This is a genomic window from Streptomyces echinatus (genome assembly GCF_014203595.1).
GTDB lineage: Bacteria > Actinomycetota > Actinomycetes > Streptomycetales > Streptomycetaceae > Streptomyces > Streptomyces echinatus.
Genome location: NZ_JACHJK010000014.1, coordinates 147493 through 173773, shown reverse-complemented (window position 1 = coordinate 173773; position 26281 = coordinate 147493). Strand labels below are relative to the sequence as shown.

Genomic DNA, 26281 nt, shown 5'->3' with positions numbered 1-26281 from the left:
GCACTCGCGGGCGCGCCACGGCCGGCCACGGGCCGGCTCCGGAGCGGGTGCGACCGGCCACGGGCCGGCTCCGGAGCGGGTGCGACCGCGGGCCATGGCCAGTACGCTCGCCGCACTCACGCACCGCGGGCCGGTGAGCCGCGGCCCGGACCCCACCGGCGGGCGCCGGGCCGTCGTGACCGTCACCGAGGAGGGCCGGGCCGTGCCGGAACAACGCCGATCCGGGTCCGCCAGCCGCCTCGCCCGGGCCCTGCACGACTGCACTCCGCGGGCACGGCAGGCCCCGCACGACGTCGTGCCCCCGCTCGGCCGATCGGCGGAGGCCCGGTGACCGGCCGGGCACGCGCCTCCCGGGATCCGGCCGCCGGAGGACTCCGGGCCCGGCTGCGCGCCCACTCGGCCCGCCTGAGCGACACACCCCCGGGACCCGGCTACAAGTGGGTCGCCCTGTCCAACACCACCCTCGGCGTGCTGATCGCCACGATGGACGCCTCCATCGTGATCATCTCGCTGCCCGCGATCTTCCGCGGCATCGGACTCGACCCGCTCGCGCCCGGCAACATCGGCTACCTGCTGTGGATGATCCTCGGCTATCTGCTGGTCTCGGCCGTGCTGGTCGTCGTCCTCGGCCGGCTCGGCGACATGTTCGGCCGGGTGCGGATCTACAACCTGGGCTTCCTCGTCTTCGCGGCCGCCTCCGTCGCCCTGTCCCTCGACCCGTTCCGGGGCGGCGCGGGCGCGCTCTGGCTGATCCTGTGGCGCGTCGTGCAGGCCTTCGGCGGCTCCATGCTCACCGCCAACTCGGCCGCCATCCTCACCGACGCCTTCCCGGCCCGCCAGCGCGGCATGGCCCTCGGCATCAACCAGATCACCGCTCTCGCCGGCCAGTTCCTCGGTCTCCTCGCCGGCGGTCTGCTCGCCGCCGTCGACTGGCGGGCGGTGTTCTGGGTGAGCGTCCCGGTCAGCGTCACCGGCACCGTCTGGTCGTATCTGAGCCTCAGGGAGACCACGGCCGGCGCGCGCGGCCGCATCGACTGGCTCGGCAACCTCACCTTCGCCTCCGGCGCGGGCATCCTGCTCGCCGGCATCACCTACGGCATCCAGCCCTACGGCGGCCGGCCCACCGGATGGACCAACCCCTGGGTGCTCGGCGGCCTGTCCGGCGGCGCCTTCCTGCTGCTGGTGTTCTGCGTCGTCGAGACCCGGGTCGCCGAGCCGATGTTCCGCCTGTCCCTGTTCAAGGTGCGGGCGTTCGCCGCGGGCAACCTGGCGGCCCTGCTCACCGCCGTGGCCCGGGGCGGGCTGCAGTTCATGCTCATCATCTGGCTGCAGGGCATCTGGCTGCCCCTGCACGGCTACGACTTCGAGGACACCCCGTTGTGGGCCGGTGTCTTCATGCTGCCGCTCACCCTCGGCTTCCTGATCGCCGGGCCCGTCTCCGGCTACCTGTCCGACCGGTTCGGCGCCCGGCTCTTCTCCACCGCCGGACTGGTCCTCGTCGCCGCCTCCTTCGTCGGACTGCTCGCGCTGCCGGTGGACTTCGACTACACCGCCTTCGCCGCGCTGCTGCTGCTCAGCGGCCTGGGCCAGGGCATGTTCTCCGCGCCCAACACCTCGTCGGTCATGGGCAGCGTGCCCGCCCGGTACCGGGGCGTCGCCTCCGGCATGCGCTCCACCTTCCAGAACTCCGGCACGGCCCTGTCCATCGGCGTCTTCTTCTCCCTGATGGTCTCCGGCCTGGCCTCCTCCCTGCCGTCGACGCTCGCCGACGGGCTCCGGGCGCACGGCGTGCCCGCTTCGACCGCCCACGAAGTGGCCTCGCTGCCGCCCGTCAGCACCCTGTTCGCGACGTTCCTGGGCGACAACCCCGTCGGCCATCTGCTGGGCGGCGCGTCGGCCCACCTGACCGAGACCCAGCGCGCCACCCTGACCGGGCACGGCTTCTTCCCGGCACTCGTCTCCGGCCCGTTCCACCACGGGCTGAGCATCGTCTTCGGCGTCGCCGCCGGGATGGCCCTGGTGTCCGCGCTGGCCTCGGCGCTGCGGGGCCGTCACGAACGCGCCGCCGACGGTCCCCCGACCCGTGGACCGGCCCCGGCCGCCGAGGACCGGCCCACACGCACCTCGCGCTAGCCGGCGTACGCCCGCAGCGGATAGTGGTCCGAGAGGTCGGTGTACGTGTACGACGTACCCCAGCTGCTCACGGTCCAGGGGGCCGACCGCTCCTGGACGACCTCGTTGTGCCAGCGCGCCGGGCGGGCGTGCCCCGCGCGGGCGAGGACGTAGTCCAGGTCCTCGCGCGGATCGTCCGGATAGCGGTAGCGGGCGACGGAGTTCTCCTGCGTGTCGAACGAGTACGGGTGCCCGGTGCGGGCGTCCGCGCCGGCCAGGCCCGCGTCGGCGAGCATCGAGGCGTACTCGCCGCCGCGCGAGTCGACGTTGAGGTCACCCGCGACCAGGACCTCCTCGTCCGCGGGGATGTTCTTCGCGTCCAGGAAGGCGTCGATCGCCTTGAACTGCCGGCTGCGGTCCCGCGCCGCCTCGCCCGCACCGCAGCCGGAGTCCGTGGACTGCGTGTGCGTGCCGACGACGTGCACCCTGGCGCCGCCGACGTCCAGCACCACGTACGCGAACCCCTTGTTGGACCACCAGTCGGAGCCGCACGCGTCCTTGTAGACGTACTGCTCCTTGTGCAGGACCGGCCACTTGCTCAGCACGGTGACCCCGCCGTCCTCGGGCGTGGTGGAGGAGTACGCCCCGCCGGTGGCGTTCCAGCCGTCGCGGCCGCGCCCCACCACCGGTGTCTGGTACGGGTACTGGGCCGCCGCCGCGCGCTTCAGCGCGTCCGAGGAGGAGTTGTCGAACGCCTCCTGCAGCACCACCACGTCGTTGCCCTGGAAGAAGGACGCCTTGGGTATCTCCGCGGCCCGGTGGTCCTGCCCCCAGTTCGGGTAGAGGTTCCGGCTCATGAGGAAGACGTTGTAGGTCAGGACCCGCAGCGCCGGTGCCGGTTCGGCAGCGGCGGCCGGTGCCGGACCGGCGAGCGCCGCCGTGGGCAGGGCGAGGGCGAGCACGGCCGCGGCGAGGGCGCGGCGCGGGCGAAAGGGCGTCACTGGATCTCCCTGTCGATGAAGGGGCTGAGTGGCGCCGCACATCAAACCATCCGGAATTACCCGCAGGTAACACCCAGGAGCGCATCGGATGGCGTCCAGCGGAGGAACAGGGGGGTCCGGAGATCGACGAAGCTCCCCCAGCACTTCTCCGAACCGGGGGAGCCCGGACCCAGGCCATGATGGCCGGTCTGTTTTCCAGTCTGCTCCTTCCGGACCGGCGCCCACCACCCCGACACGCGACCGATCCGACCCGCCGATGCGGCTGCTTGCCTTGCGGCGGTGCCGGGGAACAAGGTGGAGGTGTGGAGCGAGGTGGCAGGGCGTCCATGCAGCCGGTGGCCGAGCGGGCGGTGGTGCTGCGGCTGACGGGGAGCATCGACGCGCTCGGCGCCGGTGATCTCGGGCGCGAACTCGGTCTGCGGCTGCGGCGGGCCGACGAAGGCGGTCTGCGGCTCGTCCTGGACATGTCCGGTGTGAGCCGGCTGAGCAGCGCGGCGGTCGACACCCTGGCCGCCCACACCCGGCACCGCACCGCCGGCCCCGTCCTGGTCACCGGCGCCACGCCTCAGGTCCGCGGTGCGCTCACGCGGACACCGCTGCCGGGCATCCTGCTGTTCCCGAGCCTGGAGGGCGCTCTCGCCACCGTGTGCGCCGACAGCCCCGCGGCGGTGGCCCCGGCCCGGGAGTACGGGGCCGAGGAGACGTCCGGCGAGCTGTTCGGGCTCCGCGCCAAGGCCCGCACCAGCGGCATCATCGGCATCGCCCAGGGCATCCTCATCGCCCGTTACGGTCTGCCCGGCCCCGCCGCCGCCTTCGCCCTGCTGCGGGCGGGATCCCAGCACCACAACGTGCCGCTGCGGCTGCTGGCCTCGGCGGTGGTGACCGCTCCGCCGCCGCGGACGGCGCGGGAGTGGTTCCCGGGGCGCCGGCACACCGCGCCGCCCTTCGGCGCCCTGGAGTTCGCGGAAGCGGCGGATCCGCGCGACCGCCGCCAGATGCTGAAGGCCACCGTGTACGCGGCGGTGACGCTGGCGGACGCGGACGCGGCGGAGATCCATCTGAGCGACGCCGTGCAGGACGAGGCGCTCCTGATGGAGGCCCACCACGGCCTGGACGCGGCCTACCGCGACTGCCTCGCCCTGGTCACCGGGCCGCCCGCGGTCTGTGCGCGGGCGCGGGCCGCGGGCCGGCCGGTGACCGTCCCCGACGTGGCCGCCGACCCGGAGCTGGCGGGGCACGCCGTCGGCCGTGCGGCCCTCGCGGCGGGCAGCCGCGCCCTGTACGCCACGCCGATGGTCACGGAGGACGGCGGGTGCAGCGGCGTGATCTGTGTGCACCGGTCCGAGCCCGGTGCCTGGCTCGCCGCGGGCGAGGCGGCCGCCCTCGACTCCCTCGCCCGGGACCTGGCGGCGTGGCGGTCCTGGTACCGGCGCACCGTGGTGCAGGACGCGCTGGAGTATCTGCACGCCCACGGGCCGGCGGGCGGCTGAGGCGGGGTCAGCGCTCGCGGCGCCGTCGCACCAGGTGCCGTACGGCGAACCCGGCGACGACGAGGGCCGCGGTGATGACGGCGTACAGCTGGTAGCGCCTGATCTCGTCGTACACCGCGGTGATGTGGCTGCCCGCCAGATAGGCGAGGGTGGTCCACAGGCCGACCCACAGGGCCGCGCCGACGGCGTTGAAGGCGAGGAAGCGGCGCCAGCGCATCCGGGTCGTGCCCGCGATGATGCCGTTGGCCTGGCGCAGGCCCTCCACGAACCGCGCCACCGACACGATCTTGCCGCCGTGCCGGGTGAAGAACCGCTCGGCGGTCGCGAACCGCTTCGGCGTCAGGAGGACGTACCGTCCCCACCGGTCGACGAGGGTCCGCCCGCCGGCCCGGCCGATCACATAGCCGATGTTGTCCCCGGCCACGGCGGCGGCGAACGCGATGACCGCCACGGCCACGACGTCCAGGCGTCCCGCACCCGCGTACACGCCCGCCGCGAGGAGGATCGTCTCGCCGGGCGCGGGGACCCCGAAGTCCTCCACGAGGACGACCGCCCCGACGGCCCAGTACCCGTAGTGGCCGAGCAGTGGCTCCAGAGGGGCCAGCGGTCCCGGGAGGGGAGGGGACATGCCTCCACCGTACGCCGGAGCCGCCGGACGCCGGGCCGGGCTCAGGTCCGGCCGGCCGGCGCCTGGTCCTGGGCGGCGTCGTGGCCGGCCTCGGCCTCCGGTGCCGTACGCCGGTCAGCGCCGCCGGTCAGCCGCCGGGCGAGCGGCTCGGTGTACCGGGCCGTCAGCGGGCCGAGGACGACCAGGATCAGCACGTAGGCGGTGGCCAGCGGGCCGAGATCGGAATCGATGCCGGAGGTGACGGCGAGTCCCGCGATGACGATGGAGAACTCGCCGCGGGCCACCAGGGTGCCGCCGGCCCGCCACCGGCCCCTGGCCGAGATCCCCGCGCGGCGGGCGGCCCAGTAGCCCGTGGCGATCTTGGTGAGGGTGGTGACGACGGCCAGGGCGAGCGCGGGCAGCAGTACGGGCGGGATGCTCGCCGGATCGGTGTGCAGGCCGAAGAAGACGAAGAACACTGCCGCGAACAAATCCCGCAGGGGTGCGAGGAGGTGGTGGGCGCCCTCGGCGACCTCGCCGGACAGGGCGATCCCGACGAGGAAGGCGCCGACCGCGGCCGAGACCTGCAGCTGCTGGGCGACACCGGCCACGAGCAGCGTCAGACCGAGCACCACCAGCAGCAGTTTCTCGGGGTCGTCGGTGGAGACGAAGCGGGAGATGTGCCGGCCGTAGCGCACCGCCACCAGCAGCACCAGACCCGCCACCCCGAGCGCGATGGCCAGCGTGACGCTGCCCGCCGCGAAGCCGGTCCCGGCCAGCAGGGCCGTCACGACGGGCAGGTAGACCGCCATGGACAGGTCCTCCAGCACCAGGATGCTGAGGATCACCGGCGTCTCCCGGTTGCCGATCCGGCCCAGGTCACCGAGGACCTTGGCGATGACGCCGGAGGAGGAGATCCAGGTGATGCCGGCCAGGACGACGGCGGCGATCGGGCCCCAGCCGAGCAGCAGGGCCATGGCGGCGCCGGGCAGGGCGTTGAGGGTGGCGTCGACGATCCCGGCCGGGTACTGGGTCTTCAGGTTGGAGACCAGATCGCCGGCCGTGTATTCGAGGCCGAGCATGAGCAGCAGCAGGATCACGCCGATCTCCGCGCCGATGGCGACGAACTCCTCGCTGGCCCCGAGCGGCAGCAGCCCGCCCTCGCCGAAGGCCAGTCCCGCCAGCAGGTACAGCGGTATGGGCGAGAACCGCAGGCGGGCGGCGAGCCGCCCGAGCAGCCCCAGGCCCAGGATGATCGCGCCGAACTCGATCAGGAAGACCGCGGAGGAATGCACCGGATCACTCCCGCCCGAGTATCGCGGCGGCCGCGTCGACACCCTCGCGGGTGCCGATGACGATCAGGGTGTCCCCGCCGGCCAGCCGGAAGCCGGGGCCGGGGGAGGGGATCGCCTCCGCGCGGCGCAGTACGGCCACGATGGACACGCCGGTCTCGGTCCGCATCCGGGTGTCGCCGAGCAGCCGACCGTTCCAGTGCGAGGTTCCGGACAGTTCGATCCGCTCGGCCACCAGGCCCAGTTCCGTCGTGGACAGCAGGGTGGGGCTGTGGTGGGTCGGCTTCAGGGCGTCCACCAGGGCCTCCGCCTCCTGTCCGGTGAGGCGGACCGACAGAGCGCAGGCATCGGGATCGTCGCGCCGGTAGGCGTTCAGCGTGCGCGAGCCGTCCCGGTGGGCCACCACCGACACATGGCGGTGCTCGCGGGTCGTCAGGTCGTACCGGACGCCGATGCCCGGCAACGGTGTCCTGCTGGTGCGTGCGGTGCTCATGGCCGCCCCCCTGCCCGGGTTTGAACATCTCTTGGTGAAACCATTACCCGGAGCTTAGCGGGACCGTGATCGTCCGCGGGAGCCCGGGGCGGGCAGGGGGGAGCGTCATGAGCGGGAGGTGACGTCCTCGTCGTCGGGGCCGGGCTGGCACGCGTGGCACAGCTCGTGCTCCCCGTCGCGGGTGACGACGGTTCCCCAGCCGAGGCACAGCTCGCAGTCGCGAGCGAGGCTCAGGTCCGGGTGAGGAGGGAGAAGGGGACTGCGGTGGGCTCCGTACGCCATACGGTGAGCGGCTCCTCGAAGTCGCTGGGGCTGTCGTGGGGAAGGGATGACAACGCTGTCCGAATGGCTTCCATTATGTCCTACTTTTCCCTTAAGTCTGTGACGTGGGTCACAAGACAGGGGGTCAGCCGAGATTTCCCAGCCGGGCGTCCCGCCACAGGTCCACGCCGCCGTCGGTCGCGAGCTTGTCGATCTCGGCCAGCTCCTCGCCGGTGAAGTCGAGGTTCTCCAGCGCGGCGACGTTCTGCTCCAGCTGCTCGACCCGGGAGGCGCCGATCACGAGGGACGTCACCCGCTCGTCCCGCAGCGCCCAGGCCAGCGCCAGCTGGGCCAGCGTCTGCCCGCGCCGGGCGGCGATGTCGTTCAGGGCGCGCAGCCGGCCCCGCAGCTCGTCCGTCAGCCAGGAGGCGTCCAGCGAGGTCCCCCGGGCGGCCCGCGAGTCCTGCGGGACACCCTCCAGGTAGCGGCCCGTGAGCAGGCCCTGGGCGAGCGCCGTGAAGCCGATGACCCCGAAGCCCTCCTCCCGCGCCGCCTCCAGCAGGCCGTCGGTCTCGATCCAGCGGTTGAGCATGCTGTACGACGGCTGGTGGATCAGCAGCGGGGTGCCGAGGTCGCGCAGGATCGCGGCGGCCTGCCGGGTGCGCTCGGCGTCGTAGGAGGAGATGCCGACGTAGAGGGCCTTGCCCTGGCGGACGGCGGTGTCGAGCGCGCCCATGGTCTCCTCCAGGGGCGTGCTCGCGTCCAGCCGGTGGGAGTAGAAGATGTCCACGTAGTCCAGGCCCGTCCGGCTGAGGGACTGGTCCAGCGAGGCGAGCAGGTACTTGCGGGAGCCGCCGCCCTGCCCGTAGGGGCCGGGCCACATGTCCCAGCCGGCCTTGGTGGAGATCACCAGCTCGTCGCGGTACGGCGCCAGGTCGCTCCTGAGCAGCCGTCCGAAGTTGCTCTCGGCCGCGCCGTACGGGGGGCCGTAGTTGTTGGCCAGGTCGTGGTGGGTGATCCCGAGGTCGAAGGCGCGCAGCGCGATCTCCCGCTGGGCCTCGAACGGGCGGTCGTCGCCGAAGTTGTGCCAGTAGCCCAGGGACAGGACCGGCAGGTCCAGCCCGGAACGGCCGGTGCGCCGGTAGCGCATGGTGCCGTCGTAGCGAGCGGGGTCCGCGACGTACGTCATCGGGTCTTCTCCGGGTGGTGCCGTAGGGGGTGCCCCTGCGTGTGCGCACGGGCACGTCCACCCTGCTCCCTGGTGCCCGGCAAGTCCAACCGACGTCAGGGATGGGATTGAGCGGTTCCGTTTCTTAATCGGGGAGACGGGCAGGCGGTGATCACGAGGGCGAGACGAAGGAGGCGCTCGTGAGCGGTGCGATGTCCGGTGGGGAGGGGGGCGCCCCGGGCAGACCGCGGGTACCGCAGGCCGTGGCGCGGCTGCCGCGCCAGGTCCGCGAGGAGCTGACCCGCAGGCTCCGCCGCAACCGCGGGGCCTTCGACAAGGACGACGTCCAGGTCGTCGAGCCCCCGCTGCTCCGGCGTGCCGTCGGCGCCTCCGCGCTCGGCAACTGCATGGAGTGGTTCGACTTCGGCGTCTACAGCTACCTCGCCGCGACCATCGGGAAGGTCTTCTTCCCGGGCGCCTCACCGGCCGCCCAGGTCATCTCCTCGTTCGCGACCTTCGCCGCCGCCTTCGTCGTACGGCCCCTCGGCGGACTGGTCTTCGGGCCGCTGGGTGACCGGATCGGACGGCAGAAGGTGCTCGCCACCACCATGATCATGATGGCGGTGGGCACCTTCGCCATCGGGATCATCCCCGGCTACGCCACCATCGGCATCGCCGCGCCGGTGCTGCTCCTGCTCGCCCGCATGGTCCAGGGCTTCTCCACGGGGGGCGAGTACGGCGGGGCCACCACCTTCGTCGCCGAGTACTCCCCGGACCGCCGGCGCGGCTTCCTGTCCAGCTGGCTCGACTTCGGCACGTTCGTCGGCTACGCCCTCGGCTCGGCCCTGGTCACCGCGCTGAACCTGGCCCTGACGGACGGCCAGATGCTCTCCTGGGGCTGGCGCGTCCCGTTCCTGGTCGCCGGACCGCTCGGGGTGATCGGCCTCTACATGCGGCTGAAGCTGGAGGAGTCCCCGGCCTTCCAGCAGCAACTGGACGAACACGAGAAGGCCCTGGCGCAGGAGTCGGCGGGCAGCGAGTTCAAGGACATCGTCCGCAACCACTGGCGCCCCTTGCTCGTCTGCATGGGGCTGGTGCTGCTCTACAACGTCACCAACTACATGGTCACCGGCTATCTGCCGACCTATCAGACCGAGACCCTGAAGCGCTCCAGCGGCTCGGCGGACCTCCTGGTGCTCGTCGGCATGCTGTGGATCGTCGTCCTGATCACCTTCCTCGGCCGGCTCAGCGACCGGGTGGGGCGGCGGCCGCTGTACGCCGTCGCCGCCGCCGCGATGATCGTCCTCGCCGTCCCGGCCTTCCTGCTGATCAAGGCGGAGGGAACCTGGCCGCCGATTCTCGGGGTGCTGCTCCTGGCCACGCTGCTGGCCTGCTTCGCCGCTCCCAGCGCGGCCACCCTGCCCGCCCTGTTCCCGACCGCCGTCCGCTACGCGGCCATGGGGATCGGTTTCAACATCGCCGTCGCCGCGTTCGGCGGCACCACCCCGCTGGTCACCGCCGCGCTGGTCGGTCTCAGCGGCGACGACCTCATGCCGGCCTACTATCTGATGCTGGCCGGCGCCATCGGACTGCTCACCGTCAGGTTCCTGCCGGAGAGCGCCCAGGTGCCGCTCAAGGGCTCGCAGCCGATGGTCGGTTCACGGGAGGAGCGGCGCGAGCTGATCTCGACGTCGAAGGAGCTGTACGCCTTCACCGAGGAACGGGACGAGGCGCGGCGCGGCTGAGCCACCGGCGCGGCACGGATGGAGTCGTCCGATCCTACGAACTTCTCGCAAGCCGGGTTACCGGCCCACCCCGTGTTTGATAGGAAACTTTCCTACCAATACCGGTACGGGCCAACTGGCCGCCCCCCACACTCCCTTGGAGCCCCCGTGGTGTTCGCAGACCGCACACCGGCGTCCCCCGCCCACCTCTCCCGCCGGGCCGTCGTGGCCGCGCTCGGCGCCGTCGCCTCCGGTGCCCTGCTCGGCGTCACACCCGCCGCCGTGGCACGGGCCGCCGCACCCGGCCTGGACGACCCGGCGAAGAAGGAGATCGCCATGAAGCTGGTGTCGAGCGCGGAGAACTCCTCGCTCGACTGGAAGGCCCAGTACAAGTACATCGAGGACATCGGCGACGGCCGCGGCTACACCGCCGGCATCATCGGCTTCTGCTCCGGCACCGGCGACATGCTCGACCTCGTCGAGCTCTACACCGCCCGCAAGCCCGGCAACGTCCTCGCCAGGTACCTGCCCGCCCTGCGCGAGGTCGACGGCAGCGACTCCCACGAGGGCCTGGACCCCAACTTCCCCAGGGACTGGCGCAAGGCAGCCCAGGACACCGCGTTCCAGCAGGCCCAGAACGACGAACGCGACCGTGTCTACTTCAACCCCGCCGTCGCCCAGGGCAAGACGGACGGACTGCGCGCGCTCGGCCAGTTCGCCTACTACGACGCCCTCGTCATGCACGGCGACGGCGACGACCCGACCAGCTTCCGCAACATACGCAAGCGCGCCCTGCGCACCGCCAAGCCGCCGGCCCAGGGCGGCGACGAGACGGCGTACCTCAACGCCTTCCTGGACGCCCGGGTGTGGGCCATGAAGCAGGAGGAGGCGCACAGCGACACCAGCAGGGTCGACACCGAGCAGCGGGTCTTCCTGCGCAAGGGCAACCTCGACCTGAACACCCCCCTCGACTGGAAGGTGTACGGGGACGGCTACCACATCGGCTGAACCACGCCGCGCGGTGCGCCCCCGCTGGTGGGGCGCACTCGCCCGGTGCGCCCCTGACGGGGAAAGATGGGTGGTGAGCGATCGATCCCACCGATGCGGAGGAACCCACTCATGCCGCACGAGCGAGCCGGCCGGCCGGCCGGTCCCGAGGACCTCGTCGACGTGGCCCGGCTGGTCACGGCTTACTACACGCTCCACCCCGACCCGGCCGATCCGGGGCAGCGGGTGGCGTTCGGCACCTCGGGGCACCGCGGCTCGTCCCTGGCGAGCGCCTTCAACGAGGACCACATCGCCGCCACCAGCCAGGCCATCTGCGAGTACCGCGCGACGCGGGGCACGGACGGCCCGCTCTTCCTCGGCGCCGACACCCACGCCCTGTCGAAGCCGGCGAAGGCCACCGCGCTGGAGGTCTTCGCCGCCAACGAGGTGACCGTGCTCATCGACGCGGCGGACGGCTACACGCCCACCCCGGCCGTCTCGCACGCCATCCTGACGTACAACCGGGACCGCGCCTCCGGCCTCGCCGACGGCGTGGTCGTCACCCCGTCGCACAACCCGCCCGCCGACGGCGGCTTCAAGTACAACCCGCCGAGCGGCGGACCCGCGGCCTCCGACGCCACCTCCTGGATCCAGGACCGCGCCAACCAGATCATCACCGGCGGCCTGAAAGACGTACGCCGGCTGCCGTACACCCGCGCCCTCGCCGCGGACACCACCGGGCGGTACGACTTCCTCGGCGCCTACGTCGGCGATCTGCCGAGCGTGCTGGACCTGGACGCCGTCCGGGCGGCCGGCGTACGCATCGGCGCCGACCCGCTCGGCGGCGCCTCCGTCGCCTACTGGGGCCGGATCGCCGAGCAGCACGGCATCGACCTGACCGTGGTCAACCCGCACACCGACCCCACCTGGCGGTTCATGACGCTGGACTGGGACGGACAGATCCGCATGGACTGCTCCTCGCCGTACGCGATGGCCTCCCTCATCGAACGGCGCGACCGCTTCGACATCGCCACCGGCAACGACGCGGACGCCGACCGGCACGGCATCGTCACCCCGGACGCGGGCCTGATGAACCCCAACCACTACCTCGCCGTCGCCATCTCCTACCTCTACCGGCACCGCGACCGGTGGCCGGCCGCCGCGGGCATCGGCAAGACCCTCGTCTCCTCCACCATGATCGACCGGGTCGCCTCCGACCTCGGCCGCCGGCTGGTCGAGGTACCGGTCGGGTTCAAGTGGTTCGTGGACGGACTGGCGGGCGGCGACCTCGGGTTCGGCGGCGAGGAGTCGGCCGGAGCGTCCTTCCTGCGCCGGGACGGCTCGGTGTGGACCACCGACAAGGACGGGATCATCCTGGCCCTGCTCGCCTCCGAGATCACGGCCGTCACCGGCAAGACCCCCTCGGAGCACTACGCCGGCCTGACCGCCCGCTTCGGCGCCCCCGCCTACGCCCGCGTCGACGCCCCCGCGACGCGCGAACAGAAGGCGCTGCTCGCCAAGTTGTCGCCGGCCCAGGTCACCGCGGACACACTGGCCGGAGAGGCGGTCACGTCGGTCCTGACCGAGGCACCCGGCAACGGCGCCGCGATCGGCGGGATCAAGGTCACCACCGACAACGCCTGGTTCGCCGCCCGGCCCTCGGGCACCGAGGACGTCTACAAGGTCTACGCCGAGTCCTTCCTCGGCACCGACCATCTCGCCCGGGTGCAGGAGGAGGCCCGGACGGTGGTGCTGGGAGCGCTCGGCGCCTGACCGGACCACGGGGCGGCCCCGGAAGGGGGCCGCCCCGTGGTTCAGCCGCGGCCGTGGCCCCGGTCCAGCCGGTCCAGTACGGCCTGTGCCATGGCCGCTTCGCCCTGGGCGTTGGGGTGTGCCGGGGCCGCGGGCGAGGCCGGCTGGAGCGGCTCGATCCAGCGGTCCGCGGGCGCCTTGCACATGTCGTGGCCGACCGTGGGGCCATAGGTGTCCACGTACTCGGCCCGGTTCAGGCCGGCCACCAGCCGCAGCATCAGGTTCAGCCGCTTCTCGGTGTCCCGAAGGTAGGGGAAGTCCTTCCGGGCGAACGGCACCTGCGGGAAACAGCCGCTGCCGTCGTCCGGCAGCAGGTCCGGGTAGCCGACGACGACCACCCGGGCGTGCGGCGCCCGGGCGCGTATGTCCCGCAGCACCCGGTCGACCTTCGGCGCCGTCCGTAGGACGGTCAGGGCCAACTGGTCGTATCCGGAGGCCTTGTAGGACCGTTCGCAGGGGTTGCCCGACGGGTCCTGGGCGGCGAGGCGGGCACAGGTGCCGATGATGGTGCCGAAACCGACGTCGTTGCCGCCGATCTGCAGGGTCACCAGGTCCGTGTGCCGGTCCAGGGCGTCGAGCTGGGGCGGGTTGCCGCCTTGTGCCCGCCACATCTCGGCGGTCGTGGCCCCGCCGCAGCTCACGTCCGTGAGCGCCGTCGTCCGGTGCCGGGCGGCCACGAGCGAGGGGTAGTTGTGGTCCGAGCGGGCACAGTCGGCGTCCACCTGCGTCGGGATGCCGGGGCCCGAGGTGTAGGAGTCGCCGAGCGCGACGTAGGCGACGTCGCGGCCGTGCCCGGCGGGGTGCGCCGCGGCCGGTGCCGTGCCGGCCGCGACCAGGGCGCATCCGCCCAGCGCGGCCCCCAGTACGGCGGTCCGCCGCCGGCCTCTCGTCCTGTCCGCCGGACGCGTCTCGTGCGTCATGGATCCTCCCCCTGAGCCCGCTGCAGCGCGCGGTGGCGGCACCGGTCGGCGGCCCTCGCGCGTTCGACTGGGCCTGTATACCGTCCGGTAGGTCTCGCCGACCAGAAGCGGGAAGCAACGACTTCAGGGGGAGGGTGCGGGCAACTGCCCCGTGGGCCGGGGTGATTCAGACCGCGGGAGTCGGCTCGGCCGGGACCGGCGCCCGAAGCGTGGACGCCTGCGGTGCGGGGGCTTGGAGCACGGACGGCTGGAGGAGGGAGTCGTCCTCCGGGCGGGCACCGGAGAGGCGGTGGCGGGCGGCGATCAGGGCCATGTCGACGTCCCGGGTGCCGGTGGCCACGCACAGGGTGTAGGAGACGTCCGCGAGCCGCTGCCGGGCCTGGGCAGTGCTCTCCTCGGCCCGCAGCAGGGTGAGGGCCTCGTACTGGGCGATGAGGTCCTTCAGTACCGCGGGGTGTGCCATGAGCATGCGTGCCGCCTCCTTGGTGAGTCGCCGATGTACGAAGTCGCAGCGCGAATACCCGCACGGACGCCACACATGCCCCGGCCGTTTGCCCACCCCGGCGCCCTGCCTGACGTGCGGCCGGCCCGTCGGGCGGGACGGCGCCGGCGGCCGGGCCGGCGGCGGTGCGCCGGTCCGTCACCCGGTCGGGTGCTCTCCGGCGGGGATCCGCCCCATCGGAGCATGTCGCCGTGATCTTTCCGTGATCATGCCCCTGTGAGTCTGCAACCTCGAAGTGCCCTGAGCCGCCGGGTCGTTCCGGCCGCGCTCGGCACCCTCAGTGTCCTGTCCCTGCTGTCCGCCCTGCCCGCCGCCGCCCAGCCGGCCCACCGGGACGACCGGCCCGCCGCGCCGCCGCCCCGGCAGGTCACGGCGGCGGAGGCGCGCACGGACGCCCACCTCCGCTCGCTGCGCGACCGGCCCGGGGCCCTGCGTGAATTCTTCCGGCAACTGCCCAAGGGCGGAGACCTGCACAACCACCTCTCCGGCGCGGTGTCCACGGAGTACCTGATCGAGCTGGCCGCCGAGGACGGCCTGTGCATCGACACCGCGAGGCTGGCCGCCGTCACACCGCCCTGTGGCCCGGGCACCCGCCCGGCCGCCGACGCGCGCACCGACCGCGCCTTCCGTGACGCGGTGATCCGCGCCTGGTCCATGGAGGACTTCCCGCCCGGCCAGAACGGGCACGACCACTTCTTCGACACCTTCGACAAGTTCGGCGAGGTGACCTGGCGGCACCGGGGCAAGCTGCTCGCCGAGGTCGCCGACACCGTCGTGCGTGACAACCAGTTCTATCTGGAGACGATGGTCACCCCCGCCTCCGACGGCGCGAAGAAGCTCGCCGCCCAGGTCGGCTGGGACGACGACCTCGCCGCCCTGCACCGGGGCCTGGTCGCGGACGGCAAACTGGACAAGTTGGTCGCCGAGGCCCGCGAGGAGGCCGACGACGGCGACGCCGAGTTCCGCGCCACCGAGCACTGCGGCACCTCGCGCGCCCGGCCCGCCTGCGGCCTCACCGTGCGCTGGATCTCCCAGGCATCCCGGGGCAGTTCGCCGCAGCGGGTCTTCACCCAGCTCGCCCTCGGCATGCGGCTGGCCGAGGCCGACCCGCGGTTCGTGGGCGTGAACCTCGTCCAGCCCGAGGACTGGGCCAGCTCCCTGCGCGACTACAGCCTCCAGATGCGCATGGTCGGCTATCTGCGCACCCAGTACCCGAGGGCCCGTGTCACCCTGCACGCCGGCGAGCTGTGGCCCGGGCTGGTCAAGCCCGAGGACCTCAAGTTCCACATCGGGCAGGCCGTGGACGTCGCCCGCACCGAGCGCGTCGGACACGGCGTCGACCTCGTCCACGAGGACGACTGGCAGCACACCGCACGCACCATGGCCGACCGCGAGGTGGCCGTGGAGGTGCCCTTCTCCAGCAACGCACAGATCCTCGGCGTCAAGGGCGCCGACCACCCCTTCGGCACCTACCGCCGCTACGGCGTCCCGGTCGTCCTGGCCACGGACGACCCCGGGGTGTCCCGCATCGACATCAGCCACGAGTACCGGTACGCCGCCGACACCTACGGCCTGCGGTATCCCGAGCTGAAGGACCTGGCCCGCGCCTCCCTGGAGTACGGCTTCCTGACGGGCGCGAGCCTGTGGCAGGGCAACCCCACCGCCGCCGGCTACCACCCGGTCCCGGCCTGCCGTGCCGAACGCCCCGGCCTGCCCGTGCGCGGCGCGGCCTGCCGGCACCTGCTCGTGGAGAGCGCCAGGGCCCGTCTCGAATGGCGCCAGGAGGCCGCCTTCGCCGCCTTCGAGCAGGCGCACGCCCGCGTGTCGCGCTGACCGCACCCGACCGGTGCCGGGACGGTCCGCCCCCACGGCCCGTCCCGTCACCGGCCGTACGAATGTTCCCTACGGAACAGATCGCGATACGTCGCCCGATGGGCCGTCATCGTCCGCCGGTGCGGCGCGCGGCGGCCGGACCAGCCGACGGGCCCGTCCCGGCGCCGCGACGCCCCGCGCGGCGGCGACGGGAAACCGGGCTTTCGGGTTGCTCCGGGACGTGGTTGGACACCTGCACTTTCTGTCAGGTTTCGTAACTCCACCACAAAAGCTACACAGAGGCATCACCATGTGACGCGACGGATGGGTCGACGCACGGCTTCTGAGGGGGACGCCGGCGTCGCGCAAGGGGGTGCGTCCGCTCCATGGGAGCCGTGCTCACCCCTGCCCGGGGAGGGGACTTCACCGCATGAAGCGGACCATATGCACCACCGCGCACCCCGTGACGAACCTGCGGATGAAGGCCATCGGCGTCGAACTCCAGCGCCGCGCCGCCCGGACGAGCGCCGTGCGGGCCGGCCAGGTCACCGCCTACCGCATCGGCGACACCGTCACCGTGCGGGCCCCGGACGGCACCGCCGTCCCGGCCGGACTGCCCGCCGGCAGCACCGTCGGCTCCGACGCCTTCGGCACCGCCTACGCGGGCGCGCTGTCCGGCTGGACCGCCTCCTCCGGCGAGCTCACCTTCACCCTGCCCGCGTCCCCGGGCACGGCACCCGCCGCGACCGCTGACCCCGGCCCCGCCGCCACCGCCCCGGCCCCGGACACCACGATCCCGGCGGGCGTGACCGAGCAGGTTCCGTACACCCCGGACAGCTGAACGGCGCACCGACCCGAGGGCCCGCCCGCACCTCCCGCCGTCGTCGACGGGAGGCGACCGGACGGGCCCGGGTCCCCGCCGTCCTGCGACGGACGGGACCGGCACGACCACCCCACACCTCGGCCGTGGAGCCCCAACGATGCACGTTCACCACGGCGCGCGCCGCACCGGCGCGGCGCACGTCACCCTGCTCACCGAAGGCACCTACCCGCACAGCCACGGCGGCGTCAGCGTCTGGTGCGACCAACTCGTCCAGGGCATGCCCGACCTCGACTTCGACGTCGTCGCCGTCACCGGCACCGGACGCGAACCCGTCGTCTGGGACCTGCCCGCCCACGTCCACGACGTGCTCGCCGTGCCCATGTGGGGAGCACCGCCCGACGGCCGGCCGCCCCGGGGCCGCGCCCTGGGCCGGCTCGCCGCCGCCTACGAACGCTTCCTGACCGCCCTGCTCGACCCGCACGCCGAGGACCAGTTCCCCACCGCGCTGTACACCCTGGCCAGGGCCGCCGCCGACGGCACACTGAGCCCGTTCCTGCGCGGCGACCGGGCCGTCGCGATCCTCGCCGGCGTGTGGAACCGCCCCGGGCTGGCCGCCGGGGAGGCCCGGCCCACCCTGCACGACGCGGTCACCGCCACCGCCCTGCTGGAGCACGCGCTGCGCCCGCTGGCCGCGCCCCCGCCCCGGCACGGAGTGGCCCACGCCGTCAGCGGAGGGGTCGCCGTGCTGCCCGGCCTCGCCGGCCTGGAACGGTACGACGTCCCGCTGCTGCTCACCGAGCACGGCGTCTACCTGCGGGAACGCTACCTCGGCTATCGCACCGCCCCCTACCGCTGGCCGGTGAAGGCCGTCGTCCTCGGGTTCTTCCGGCTGCTGGCCGAGGAGAGCTACCGCCGGGCCGCCCTGATCACCCCCGGCAACCGCTACAACCGGCTCTGGGAGGAACAGGGCGGAGCCGACCCGGAGGCCATCCGCACCGTCTACAACGGCGTGGACCCGGCCGCCTTCCCGGCCGCCGGACCCGAGCCCGGCGTGCCCACGCTCAGCTGGGCCGGCCGCGTCGACCCCATCAAGGACCTGGAGACCCTCATCCGCGCCTTCGCCCTGGTCCGCAAGGAGATACCCGAGACCCGGCTGCGGCTCTTCGGCGGCACACCCCGGGGCGGAGAGGCGTACCGGGAGCGCTGCGAGGCCCTCGCCGCCGAACTGGGACACGCGGACGCCGTCACCTTCGAGGGGCGGGTCGACGACATCAAGGACGCCTACGCGGCCGGCAACGTCGTGATGCTCTCCAGCATCAGCGAGGGCTTCCCGTTCACCCTCATCGAGGCCATGTCCTGCGGCCGGGCCACCGTCTCCACCGACGTGGGCGGCGTACGGGAGGCCGTCGGCGACACCGGTCTCGTCGTCCCGCCGCGCGACCCGGCCCGCATGGCGGCCGCGGCCCTGGAACTGCTGGGCGACTCCGTGCGGCGCGGGGCGATGGGGGAGGCGGCCCGGCTGCGCGTGATCGACCGGTTCACCCTGCGCCAGACCATCGACACCTTCCGCTCCATCTACCTCGAACTGTCCCCGCACGCCAGGCCGTTGACCGCCCCGGCCGCGCACGGCCAGGAGCTCCGGATCGCCGCCGGGAACCTGGCCGGATGAGCGGGCCCATGGCGCTCGAACCGGGCGGCGCCGAACAGGACACCCTCATACTGCGGCTCGCCGGGACGCCCGCCCGGGGCGACGACCGCACCCTGGCCCTGCGGCTGCCCGGCCTCGCCCCCGACCCGGAGGCGGTGAGCCGGCTGGCCGCCGACCTGGCCGACCGGACAGGCCCTGCCGTCCATCCCTATGAGGTGGCCGCCCTGCTGGAGGCCGAGGGCCTGACCGCCGAGCAGATCAGACAGCGGTACGGCCACCCGAACCTGTTCTCCCTCGCCACCGCCCTCTACGAGCAGGTGCCCCGGACCTTCCCGGAGCCCGCACCGGCGGCCGACCCCTGGCGTCCCGACACCGTCCGGTGCCTGCTGCGCGGGGTGCTGTTCGCCCTGCCGGGCCTCGCCTACCTGCTCACCGCGCCCCTGTGGCACCCCGGCCGGCACGCCGGCGCGCTGGTCGTCGCCGGCCTCGTCTCCTGGGCCTGGGGGCAGGCCCTCGGCCACCGCGCCCACCTGCGGATGGCGACCGGCCGCCGGGAGGCCGCCGGGACCCTGCTGACCGGCGCGCCGCTCGGCGCCGGCCTGGCCACGGCCGCCGCGGCCCCGCTCACCGGCGGCGGCCCGGTGCTCCTGGCGACGGCGGCACAGTCGCTGTACCTGGCGGCCGCCGGCGTCCTGCTCGTACTGGCCCGCGAGCGGCTGCTGCTCGCCGCGCTCGTCCCGCTGATCGCGGGCGCCGCCGTGCTGCCCTGGTGGGAACCCGGCACTGTGCTGCGCACCGGACCGCCCCTGCTGGCCCTGCTCGCCACCCTGGCCGGCACCGGCCACGCCCTGCGTGCGGCGCTCGCCGTCCCGGCCGCGGCCGACGGCCCGCGGCCCCGGCTGCTGTGGTCCCTGCCCTACGGGCTGTTCGGGCTGGCCGCCGGTCTGCTCGTGCTGCTGGAGGGGCGGCGCGAACCGTACGCGGTCATCGTGCTGACGGTCAGCATGGGTCCCGCCGAATGGCTGCTGTACCGCTACCGCGGCCTGTCCGTGGCGGCCCTGCGGGCCACCGCCACCCCGGCCGGATTCCTGCTGCGCTCCGCGGCCGTCCTCGGCGGCTGCCTGGCCGCGTACCTGCTGCCGCTGCTGCCCGCCGCGTATCTGACCGGCGCCGCACCGGCCACCCTGCTCCTCCTCGCGGCCACCCTGTGGACCGCGCTGCTGCTGCAGGCGTTCGGGGCCGCCTGGCCGCCGGCCGTGATCTGTCTGGCCGCCGCCGCGGTGGCCGGCACGGTCCCGGTGCTGCGCCTGCCGCCCGGCCCCGCCGTCCTGCCGCTGTGCTGCGGCGCCGCCCTACTGGGCCTGACGGCGTACGCGCTGCTGGTGCTCGGCCGGCCCTCCCGGCACGCCTGACGCCGTCCCCGCTCGACCGACCCGCTCGACCAACCCATCGGAAGGACCCCTGAGTTGACCTCCGTACCGCTCGCCGCCGTCACCGGAGCCGAGGGCTTCATCGGCTCCCACCTCACCGAGGCGCTGGTCGCCTCCGGACACCGGGTGAGGGCCATGGCCCAGTACAACTCCTTCTCCTCGTACGGCTGGCTGGAGACGCTCGCCCCGGACGTCCTGGACCAGGTGGAGATCGTGCTCGGCGACGTCCGGGACCCCGGCTCGGTCCGCGGCCTGCTCCAAGGGGCCGACGTCGCCTACCACCTGGCCGCCCTGATCGCGATCCCGTACTCCTATCAGGCGCCGCACAGTTACGTGGAGACCAACGTCACCGGCACCCTCAACGTCCTGGAGGCGGTGCGCGCGCTGGGCACGCCCCGGCTGGTGCACACCTCCACCAGCGAGACCTACGGCACCGCGCGGACCGTGCCCATCACCGAGGACCACCCCATCAACACCCAGTCTCCGTACGCCGCTTCGAAGGCCGGCGGCGACCGCCTCGCCGACAGCTACCACGCCAGCTTCGGCACCCCGGTCGTCACCCTCCGGCCGTTCAACACCTTCGGGCCGCGCCAGTCGATGCGCGCGGTCATCCCCTCCGTCATCGGTCAGGTGGCCGCGGGGGAGCGGACCATCACCCTGGGGGAGCTGCGGCCCACCCGTGACTTCACCTTCGTCAAGGACACCGCGCAGGCCTTCCTCGCCGTCGGCGGCGCGCCCGCGGAGAAGGTGGTCGGCCGTACCTTCAACGCCGGTACGGGCGGCGAGATCTCGGTCGGCGACCTCGTGGCGCTGATCGGCAAGGTCATGGACACCCCCCTCGACGTCCGCGAGGACCAGGCGCGCATCCGGCCCGCCAACTCCGAGGTGATGCGGCTGGTCGCGGACGCCACCCGGCTCACCGCGGCCACCGGCTGGCAGCCCGGCCACAGCCTGGAGCAGGGCCTCGCCCACACCGTGGAGTTCTTCCGCGACCCGGCCAACCTGGCCCGCTACAAGACCGACATCTACAACATCTGACCCGTCCGGCACGGCCCCGACCCAACGAAGGAGGAGCCCCATGCACGCTGTGATCCTGGCGGGAGGCAAGGGCGTCCGGCTGCGGCCCTACACCACCGCGCTGCCCAAGCCGCTCGTCCCGATCGGCGATCAGCACGCCATCCTGGAGATCGTGCTGCGCCAGTTGTCCACCGCGGGCTTCACCCGCTGCACCCTCGCGATCGGCCACCTGGGCGAGATCATCCGCGCCTACGTCGGCGACGGCTCCCAGTGGGGCATGAAGATCGACTACGCCACCGAGGAGAGCCCGCTCGGCACCATGGGCCCGCTGCTGAACCTGAAGGACCGGCTGCCCGAGACCTTCCTGGTGATGAACGGCGACATCCTCACCGACCTCGACTACGCCGACGTGCTGCGCCGGCACCGGGAGTCGGCCGCGCCGCTCACCATCGCCACCTACGCCCGCAAGGTGCACATCGACTTCGGCGTGCTCACCACCGACGCGAGCAAGGTCGTCGCGTTCACCGAGAAGCCCAGCATGGACTACCGGGTCTCCATGGGCGTCTACGGCCTCAGCCGCGCGACCCTGGACGGCTACACCCCGGGCCTGCCGCTCGGCTTCGACGAACTCGTCCTCGACCTGCTGAGATCCCAGAACCCGCCGCACGCCTACGAGTTCGACGGCTACTGGCTGGACATCGGCCGGCCCGACGACTACGACCGGGCCAACGCCGAGTTCACCACCCGCAAGTCCCTCCTGCTCAAGGGAGCCTGAGTACCACATGCGCATTCTCGTCCTGGGCGGTACCGGTTATCTGGGCCGCCATGTGGCGGAGCGGCTGCGCGCCCTGCCCGGCGTGCAGCTTCTCGCCGCCGGCCGCCGCGCCGCCGAGTTCGCCGTCGACCTCGCGACCGACCGGCCGGAGCGGCTGACCCGGACCCTGGCGGAGGCCGCCCCCGACGCCGTGGTCAACTGCGCCGGCGCCACCGGCGGCGACTCGGTGACCCTGGCCGAGGTCAACGCCCGCGGCCCCGCCGCGCTCTGCACGGCGCTGCGCGAGGCGGCCCCCACGGCCCGTCTGGTGCACCTCGGTTCGGCCGCCGAGTACGGGCCGGGCACACCGGACGTGCCGGTCACCGAGTCGGCACCCGCCTGCCCGGTCACGGCGTACGGCGCGACCAAGCTGGCGGGCACGGTCGCGGTGACCTCCGCCGCCCTGGACGCGGTGGTGCTGCGGGTCGGCAACCCGGTCGGTCCCGGAGCCCCCGTGGCGAGCCTGCCCGGCCGGCTGGCCGGCCTGCTGCGCTCCGCCGGCCGGGACCCCGAGGCGGTGCTGCGCCTCGGGGACCTCTCCGCCCAGCGCGACTTCGTCGACGTACGCGATGTGGCCCGGGCGGTGGAGTCCGCCGTCACCGCGCCCGCACCGCTGCCGTCCGTGCTGAACGTCGGCAGCGGAACCGCCGTGCCGGTGCGGGAGCTGGCGCTCGGGCTGGCCCGGCAGGCGGGGTTCCGCGGGAAGCTGGAGGAGAGCACGGGCGGCTCGGCGCGCTCGGCGCAGGTGTCCTGGCAGTGCTCGGACATCTCCGCCGCTGCCCGGGCCCTGGGCTGGCGCCCGGCCCACGGCCTCGACGACGCCCTCGCCGCGCTGTGGGCGGCCACCGTGGAGCGGATGCCGTGAGCCTGCTGGTACCGCTGTATGTCCACCCGGCCGAGGACCCGGGGGCCTGGCACCGGCTCATCGCGGCGGCGGACCGCACCTACGCGGTCGTGCTCAACCCGGCGAGCGGACCCGGCACCGCCCCGGATCCCGCGTTCACGGCGGCCGCCCGTGCCCTGCGCACGGCGGGGGCCCGTCTGCTCGGCTACGTGGACACCGACTACGGCGTCCGCGACCGGGACCGCGTCGCCGAGGACATGCGGCGGCACCGGGACTGGTATGCGGCCGACGGCTGCTTCCTGGACCGGGTGACCGCCGGCCCGGAGGGGCTGCCGGCCTGCCGCAGGCTGGTGCGGGACCTGCGGCGGTCCGGGGCCGGGACGGTCGTTGTCAACCCTGGCGTCCATCCGGCTCCGGGCTACGTCCGGCTCGCCGACCTGACGGTCACCTTCGAGGGCCACTGGAGCACCTACGTCTCGTCGTTCGCCCGCCCTGCCTGGACCGCCCGGCACCTGCCCGACCGGTTCTGCCACCTCGTCTACGGCGTCCCCGAGGCCCTCGTTCCGCTCGCCGTCCGTACCGCGCAGGAGCGGGGCGCGGCCGTCAGCGGGCCGGTGACGGGCGAACCGCCCAATCCCTGGGCCGGGTTGACCCCGGCACTGACCCGCGGGAACGCTGTGGAAGGGTGAGGAGACCCACATCCGCGCAACGGGAGGCAGCAACCGGCATGGCCGTCATCCACCACACCACCCTGAAGCCGACCAAGGTCGAACTCCTCGCCGGCTGGCTCCCCACCCGCCCGTGGTACCGCGGCGGCCCCGACCCGGTCCTGGAGAAGTCCGGCGGCTTCCGGCTGGACGACCCCGAGGGCGAGGTCGGCATCGAGTTCATGGTGGCCACCGACACCACGGACCCCGGGCGGACCGCCTATCTGGTACCGCTCACCTACCGCGGAGCGCCGCTGGACGGTGCCGAGCACGCCCTGGTCGGCACGACGGAACACGGGATGCTGGGCACGCGCTGGGTCTACGACGGCTGCCACGACCCGGTGCTGGTCACCGAGTTGCTGTCGCTGATCGAGGGCCGGGCGCAGGCGATGGCCCAGAGCGTCAGCGACACACCCGACCACGAGGTGACCCGTTCCCGCACCGGCGCCGGCCCGGTACCGGCGGAGTTCACCCCCGAGCCGGCGGACGACCGGGAGGGCACACGGCTGCCGGCGTTCGAGGGCACGGTCCTTCATGTCCACCGCGTCCTCGTGCCCGTCGCCGACCACCCGCCGCTGCCGCCGCGGGACGCTCTCGGCCATGTCGCCACCGGCTGGCCGGGCCCGGACGGCGGCCGGCTGCACGCCGTCCTCATGACGCTGCGCTCCGCCTGATCCGGGCGGCGCCCGGACCGCGGGCACCCCCGGACGTCACCCGTCTGGCATGGCCCGGACAAATCTGTCACTCTTTCGGCAGTCCGCGCTCCGACCCACAGGAGCGCGGCGCCCCACCGCACCCCGATCGCGCAAGCCCCGTTCAGGACCGCCCCGGCGCACCCAGGCCGACCGGGCGGTCGTCGAGCAGGCCGGACCCCGGCCGCCGCAAAGGAGTAGCGTGTGAGACCGACCCCCCACAAGGCCCTCGGCGCCGGTGCGCTCACCGTCGCCGCGCTGGCCGCCCTCGTCCTCCCCAGCACCCCCGCCGCCGCCCGCCCGGCCGCCGCCCCCGCCGCCTGCACCCCGGCCCAGGTGATCACCAACGGCGGCTTCGAGAGCGGAACTTCACCATGGACGGCCTCCTCGTCCACCGTGATCACCAGCCGCTCCGGACAGACCGCCCACGGCGGCGGCTCCTACGCCTGGCTGGACGGTGTCGGAGGCACCCACACCGACACCCTCACCCAGAGCGTCACGATCCCCGCCGGGTGCGGCACCGCAACCCTCAGCTTCTGGCTGCACATCGACACCGCCGAGACGACCTCGTCCACCGCCTACGACAAGCTCACGGCCAAGATCGGCAGCACGACGCTGGCCACCTATTCCAACCTGGACGAGAACACCGGCTACGTCCGGAAGACCCTCGACGTCTCGTCGTTCGCCGGCCAGACCGTGAACCTGTCCTTCACCGGGACCGAGGACTACAGCCTGCAGACGAGCTTCGTCCTGGACGACATCGCCCTCGACACCTCCGACGGCACCACGCCACCGCCCGGCGACTCCACCCGCACCCCGGCGGCACCCTCGTACACCGTCAACCTGAGCAGCGACACGAGCGGCACCGTCTGGACCGGGCACGAGAGCGCGACCTTCACCAACGCCTCCGCCACCGCGCTCGGCGAGGTCTACCTGCGGCTGTGGGACAACTACCACGGCACCTGCGGCGCGATGCCGGTCAAGGTCAGCAACGTCACCGGCGGCACCGCCGGCGATCTCTCGGTGGCCTGCACCGCCCTGAAGATCAGCCTGCCGGCCCCGCTCGCCCAGGGCCAGAGCACCACCATCGGCTTCGACCTCGGCATCACCGTGCCCAGCGGCGCCGACCGCTTCGGCCACGACGGCGCGTTCAGCTTCATCGGCAACGCGCTGCCCGTCCTCGCGGTCCGCGACGGCGCCGGCTGGCACCTGGACCCGTACACGAACAACGGCGAGTCCTTCTACTCCCTGGCCGCCGACTTCAAGGTCACCCTCGACCACCCGAGCACCCTGCTCGTCCCGGCCACCGGCACCTCCACCGACACCCCCGGCAGCAGCGGCCGTACGGTCACCACGGCCACCGCGAGCAAGGTCCGTGACTTCGCCTGGGGAGCCGGGCCCTTCACCAAGATCTCCGGTACCTCGCCCGGTGGCGTCCCGGTGAACATCTACTCCGTCACCGGCATCAGCTCCTCCAGCGCCCAGTCGATGCTCAGCACCGCGAAGACCGCCGTCGACGCCCACGCGGCCCGCTTCGGCGCCTACCCGTACGGCGAGCTGGACGCCGTCATCGACAACAACTACTGGTTCGGCGGCATGGAGTACCCCGGGTTCGTCCTGGACCTGGTCAGCACCACCGCCCTCACCCACGAGATCGGCCACCAGTGGTGGTACGGCATCGTCGGCGACGACGAGTACACCAGCCCCTGGCTGGACGAGGCGTTCACCGACTACGCCACCGACCTCGCCCTCGGCAAGACCGGCACGGGGTGCTGGAACAGCGTCTCCTGGGCCTCCAGCGCCGAGAAGATCACCAACTCGATGGCCTACTGGGACGCCCACTCCTCCCGCTACTCCACCGTGGTCTACGGCTACGGCAAGTGCGCCCTGCACGACCTGCGGCGCGTCCTCGGCGACACCGCCATGGCCACACTCATGAAGGACTACGCCACCGCCCACTGGTACGGCGTGTCCACCACGGCGGAGTTCAAGGCGGCGGCCCAGGCCGCCACGAGCACGGACCTGACCTCCTTCTGGACCCAGCACCGCATCGAGGGATGACGGACAGCCACATGGGTTAAACACCGGCCGCGGATGGCTTCGTTGGCGGAACCCGGAGTGCGCG

24 protein-coding genes are annotated in these 26281 nt (G+C 73.2%); 16 read left to right on the top strand and 8 right to left on the bottom strand.

What is annotated here, in order from left to right; genetic code table 11:
* Positions 1 to 94: 94 nt before the first annotated feature.
* Both FHS34_RS32235 and FHS34_RS32230 read left to right on the top strand, forming a co-directional pair.
* Positions 95 to 331: a winged helix DNA-binding protein gene (locus FHS34_RS32235; RefSeq protein ID WP_184972052.1), complete on the top strand. Its 237-nt coding sequence runs from the start codon at positions 95 to 97 to the stop codon at positions 329 to 331.
* A gap of 53 nt (positions 332 to 384) precedes the next feature.
* Positions 385 to 2133, top strand: coding sequence for an MFS transporter (locus FHS34_RS32230; RefSeq protein WP_221509770.1), 1749 nt, complete (start codon positions 385 to 387; stop codon positions 2131 to 2133).
* On the opposite strand, the gene sph is transcribed toward FHS34_RS32230, so the two are convergent.
* The gene (gene sph, locus FHS34_RS32225) at positions 2130 to 3155 is read right to left on the bottom strand and encodes a sphingomyelin phosphodiesterase (protein WP_184972050.1); all 1026 of its coding nucleotides are present in this window, start codon (positions 3153 to 3155) and stop codon (positions 2130 to 2132) included. The genes FHS34_RS32230 and sph overlap by 4 nt on opposite strands.
* A 284-nt stretch (positions 3156 to 3439) precedes the next feature.
* On the opposite strand from sph, the gene FHS34_RS32220 reads away from it, so the two are divergent.
* Complete coding sequence (locus FHS34_RS32220) at positions 3440 to 4603, top strand: ANTAR domain-containing protein (protein WP_184972048.1); 1164 nt, start codon at positions 3440 to 3442, stop codon at positions 4601 to 4603.
* Between the two features lie 7 nt (positions 4604 to 4610).
* On the opposite strand, the gene FHS34_RS32215 is transcribed toward FHS34_RS32220, so the two are convergent.
* From FHS34_RS32215 to mgrA, 5 genes are all read right to left on the bottom strand, one after another.
* Entirely contained in the window at positions 4611 to 5231 is a 621-nt protein-coding gene (locus tag FHS34_RS32215; RefSeq protein ID WP_184972045.1) for a DedA family protein, read from the bottom strand.
* Between the two features lie 41 nt (positions 5232 to 5272).
* On the bottom strand, positions 5273 to 6505 hold the full coding sequence (locus tag FHS34_RS32210; protein WP_184972043.1) for a cation:proton antiporter: 1233 nt from the start codon (positions 6503 to 6505) through the stop codon (positions 5273 to 5275).
* 4 nt (positions 6506 to 6509) lie between these two features.
* Complete coding sequence (locus tag FHS34_RS32205; protein WP_184972041.1) at positions 6510 to 6995, bottom strand: cation:proton antiporter regulatory subunit; 486 nt, start codon at positions 6993 to 6995, stop codon at positions 6510 to 6512.
* Between the two features lie 105 nt (positions 6996 to 7100).
* Entirely contained in the window at positions 7101 to 7277 is a 177-nt protein-coding gene (locus tag FHS34_RS32200) for a hypothetical protein (protein ID WP_184972039.1), read from the bottom strand.
* Positions 7278 to 7401: 124 nt separating this feature from the next.
* Positions 7402 to 8445, bottom strand: coding sequence for an L-glyceraldehyde 3-phosphate reductase (gene mgrA, locus FHS34_RS32195; protein WP_184972037.1), 1044 nt, complete (start codon positions 8443 to 8445; stop codon positions 7402 to 7404).
* Between the two features lie 191 nt (positions 8446 to 8636).
* Between mgrA and FHS34_RS32190 the strand changes: the two genes are divergently transcribed.
* From FHS34_RS32190 to pgm, 3 genes are all read left to right on the top strand, one after another.
* Entirely contained in the window at positions 8637 to 10169 is a 1533-nt protein-coding gene (locus tag FHS34_RS32190) for an MFS transporter (protein ID WP_184972223.1), read from the top strand.
* A 147-nt stretch (positions 10170 to 10316) separates the two neighbouring features.
* A complete protein-coding gene (locus tag FHS34_RS32185; protein WP_225817658.1) occupies positions 10317 to 11156 on the top strand; it encodes a chitosanase in 840 nt (279 codons plus the stop codon).
* A 111-nt stretch (positions 11157 to 11267) separates the two neighbouring features.
* Positions 11268 to 12908 (top strand): phosphoglucomutase (alpha-D-glucose-1,6-bisphosphate-dependent), encoded by a 1641-nt coding sequence (pgm, locus tag FHS34_RS32180; RefSeq protein WP_184972033.1) that lies wholly within the window; start codon positions 11268 to 11270, stop codon positions 12906 to 12908.
* Between the two features lie 41 nt (positions 12909 to 12949).
* Here the strand turns inward: pgm and FHS34_RS32175 are convergent, their stop codons facing one another.
* Both FHS34_RS32175 and FHS34_RS32170 read right to left on the bottom strand, forming a co-directional pair.
* Entirely contained in the window at positions 12950 to 13867 is a 918-nt protein-coding gene (locus FHS34_RS32175; RefSeq protein WP_184972031.1) for an SGNH/GDSL hydrolase family protein, read from the bottom strand.
* A gap of 166 nt (positions 13868 to 14033) precedes the next feature.
* The gene (locus FHS34_RS32170; protein ID WP_225817657.1) at positions 14034 to 14336 is read right to left on the bottom strand and encodes a DUF5133 domain-containing protein; all 303 of its coding nucleotides are present in this window, start codon (positions 14334 to 14336) and stop codon (positions 14034 to 14036) included.
* Positions 14337 to 14585: 249 nt separating this feature from the next.
* Between FHS34_RS32170 and FHS34_RS32165 the strand changes: the two genes are divergently transcribed.
* The 10 genes from FHS34_RS32165 (at position 14586) to FHS34_RS32120 (ending at position 26217) form a co-directional block, all read left to right on the top strand.
* Positions 14586 to 16202, top strand: coding sequence for an adenosine deaminase family protein (locus FHS34_RS32165; protein WP_184972029.1), 1617 nt, complete (start codon positions 14586 to 14588; stop codon positions 16200 to 16202).
* A gap of 409 nt (positions 16203 to 16611) precedes the next feature.
* Positions 16612 to 17022 carry a hypothetical protein gene (locus tag FHS34_RS32160; protein WP_184972027.1) on the top strand — a complete coding sequence of 137 codons (411 nt, stop codon included), beginning with the start codon at positions 16612 to 16614 and terminating at the stop codon, positions 17020 to 17022.
* Positions 17023 to 17161: 139 nt separating this feature from the next.
* Positions 17162 to 18673 carry a GT4 family glycosyltransferase PelF gene (gene pelF, locus FHS34_RS32155; protein WP_184972025.1) on the top strand — a complete coding sequence of 504 codons (1512 nt, stop codon included), beginning with the start codon at positions 17162 to 17164 and terminating at the stop codon, positions 18671 to 18673.
* Positions 18670 to 20064, top strand: a complete 1395-nt coding sequence (locus FHS34_RS32150) for a hypothetical protein (protein ID WP_184972023.1) — start codon at positions 18670 to 18672, stop codon at positions 20062 to 20064. Before pelF ends, FHS34_RS32150 begins: the two co-directional genes overlap by 4 nt.
* Positions 20065 to 20118: 54 nt before the next feature.
* The gene (locus FHS34_RS32145; protein ID WP_184972021.1) at positions 20119 to 21120 is read left to right on the top strand and encodes a GDP-mannose 4,6-dehydratase; all 1002 of its coding nucleotides are present in this window, start codon (positions 20119 to 20121) and stop codon (positions 21118 to 21120) included.
* Positions 21121 to 21160: 40 nt separating this feature from the next.
* Positions 21161 to 21874, top strand: a complete 714-nt coding sequence (locus FHS34_RS32140) for a nucleotidyltransferase family protein (RefSeq protein WP_184972019.1) — start codon at positions 21161 to 21163, stop codon at positions 21872 to 21874.
* A gap of 7 nt (positions 21875 to 21881) precedes the next feature.
* Entirely contained in the window at positions 21882 to 22778 is an 897-nt protein-coding gene (locus FHS34_RS32135; protein ID WP_184972017.1) for an NAD-dependent epimerase/dehydratase family protein, read from the top strand.
* Entirely contained in the window at positions 22775 to 23446 is a 672-nt protein-coding gene (locus FHS34_RS32130; protein ID WP_184972015.1) for a spherulation-specific family 4 protein, read from the top strand. Before FHS34_RS32135 ends, FHS34_RS32130 begins: the two co-directional genes overlap by 4 nt.
* A 38-nt stretch (positions 23447 to 23484) precedes the next feature.
* Positions 23485 to 24138 (top strand): maltokinase N-terminal cap-like domain-containing protein, encoded by a 654-nt coding sequence (locus tag FHS34_RS32125; protein ID WP_184972013.1) that lies wholly within the window; start codon positions 23485 to 23487, stop codon positions 24136 to 24138.
* A 222-nt stretch (positions 24139 to 24360) separates the two neighbouring features.
* Entirely contained in the window at positions 24361 to 26217 is a 1857-nt protein-coding gene (locus FHS34_RS32120; protein WP_184972011.1) for a M1 family aminopeptidase, read from the top strand.
* Positions 26218 to 26281 lie beyond the last annotated feature (64 nt).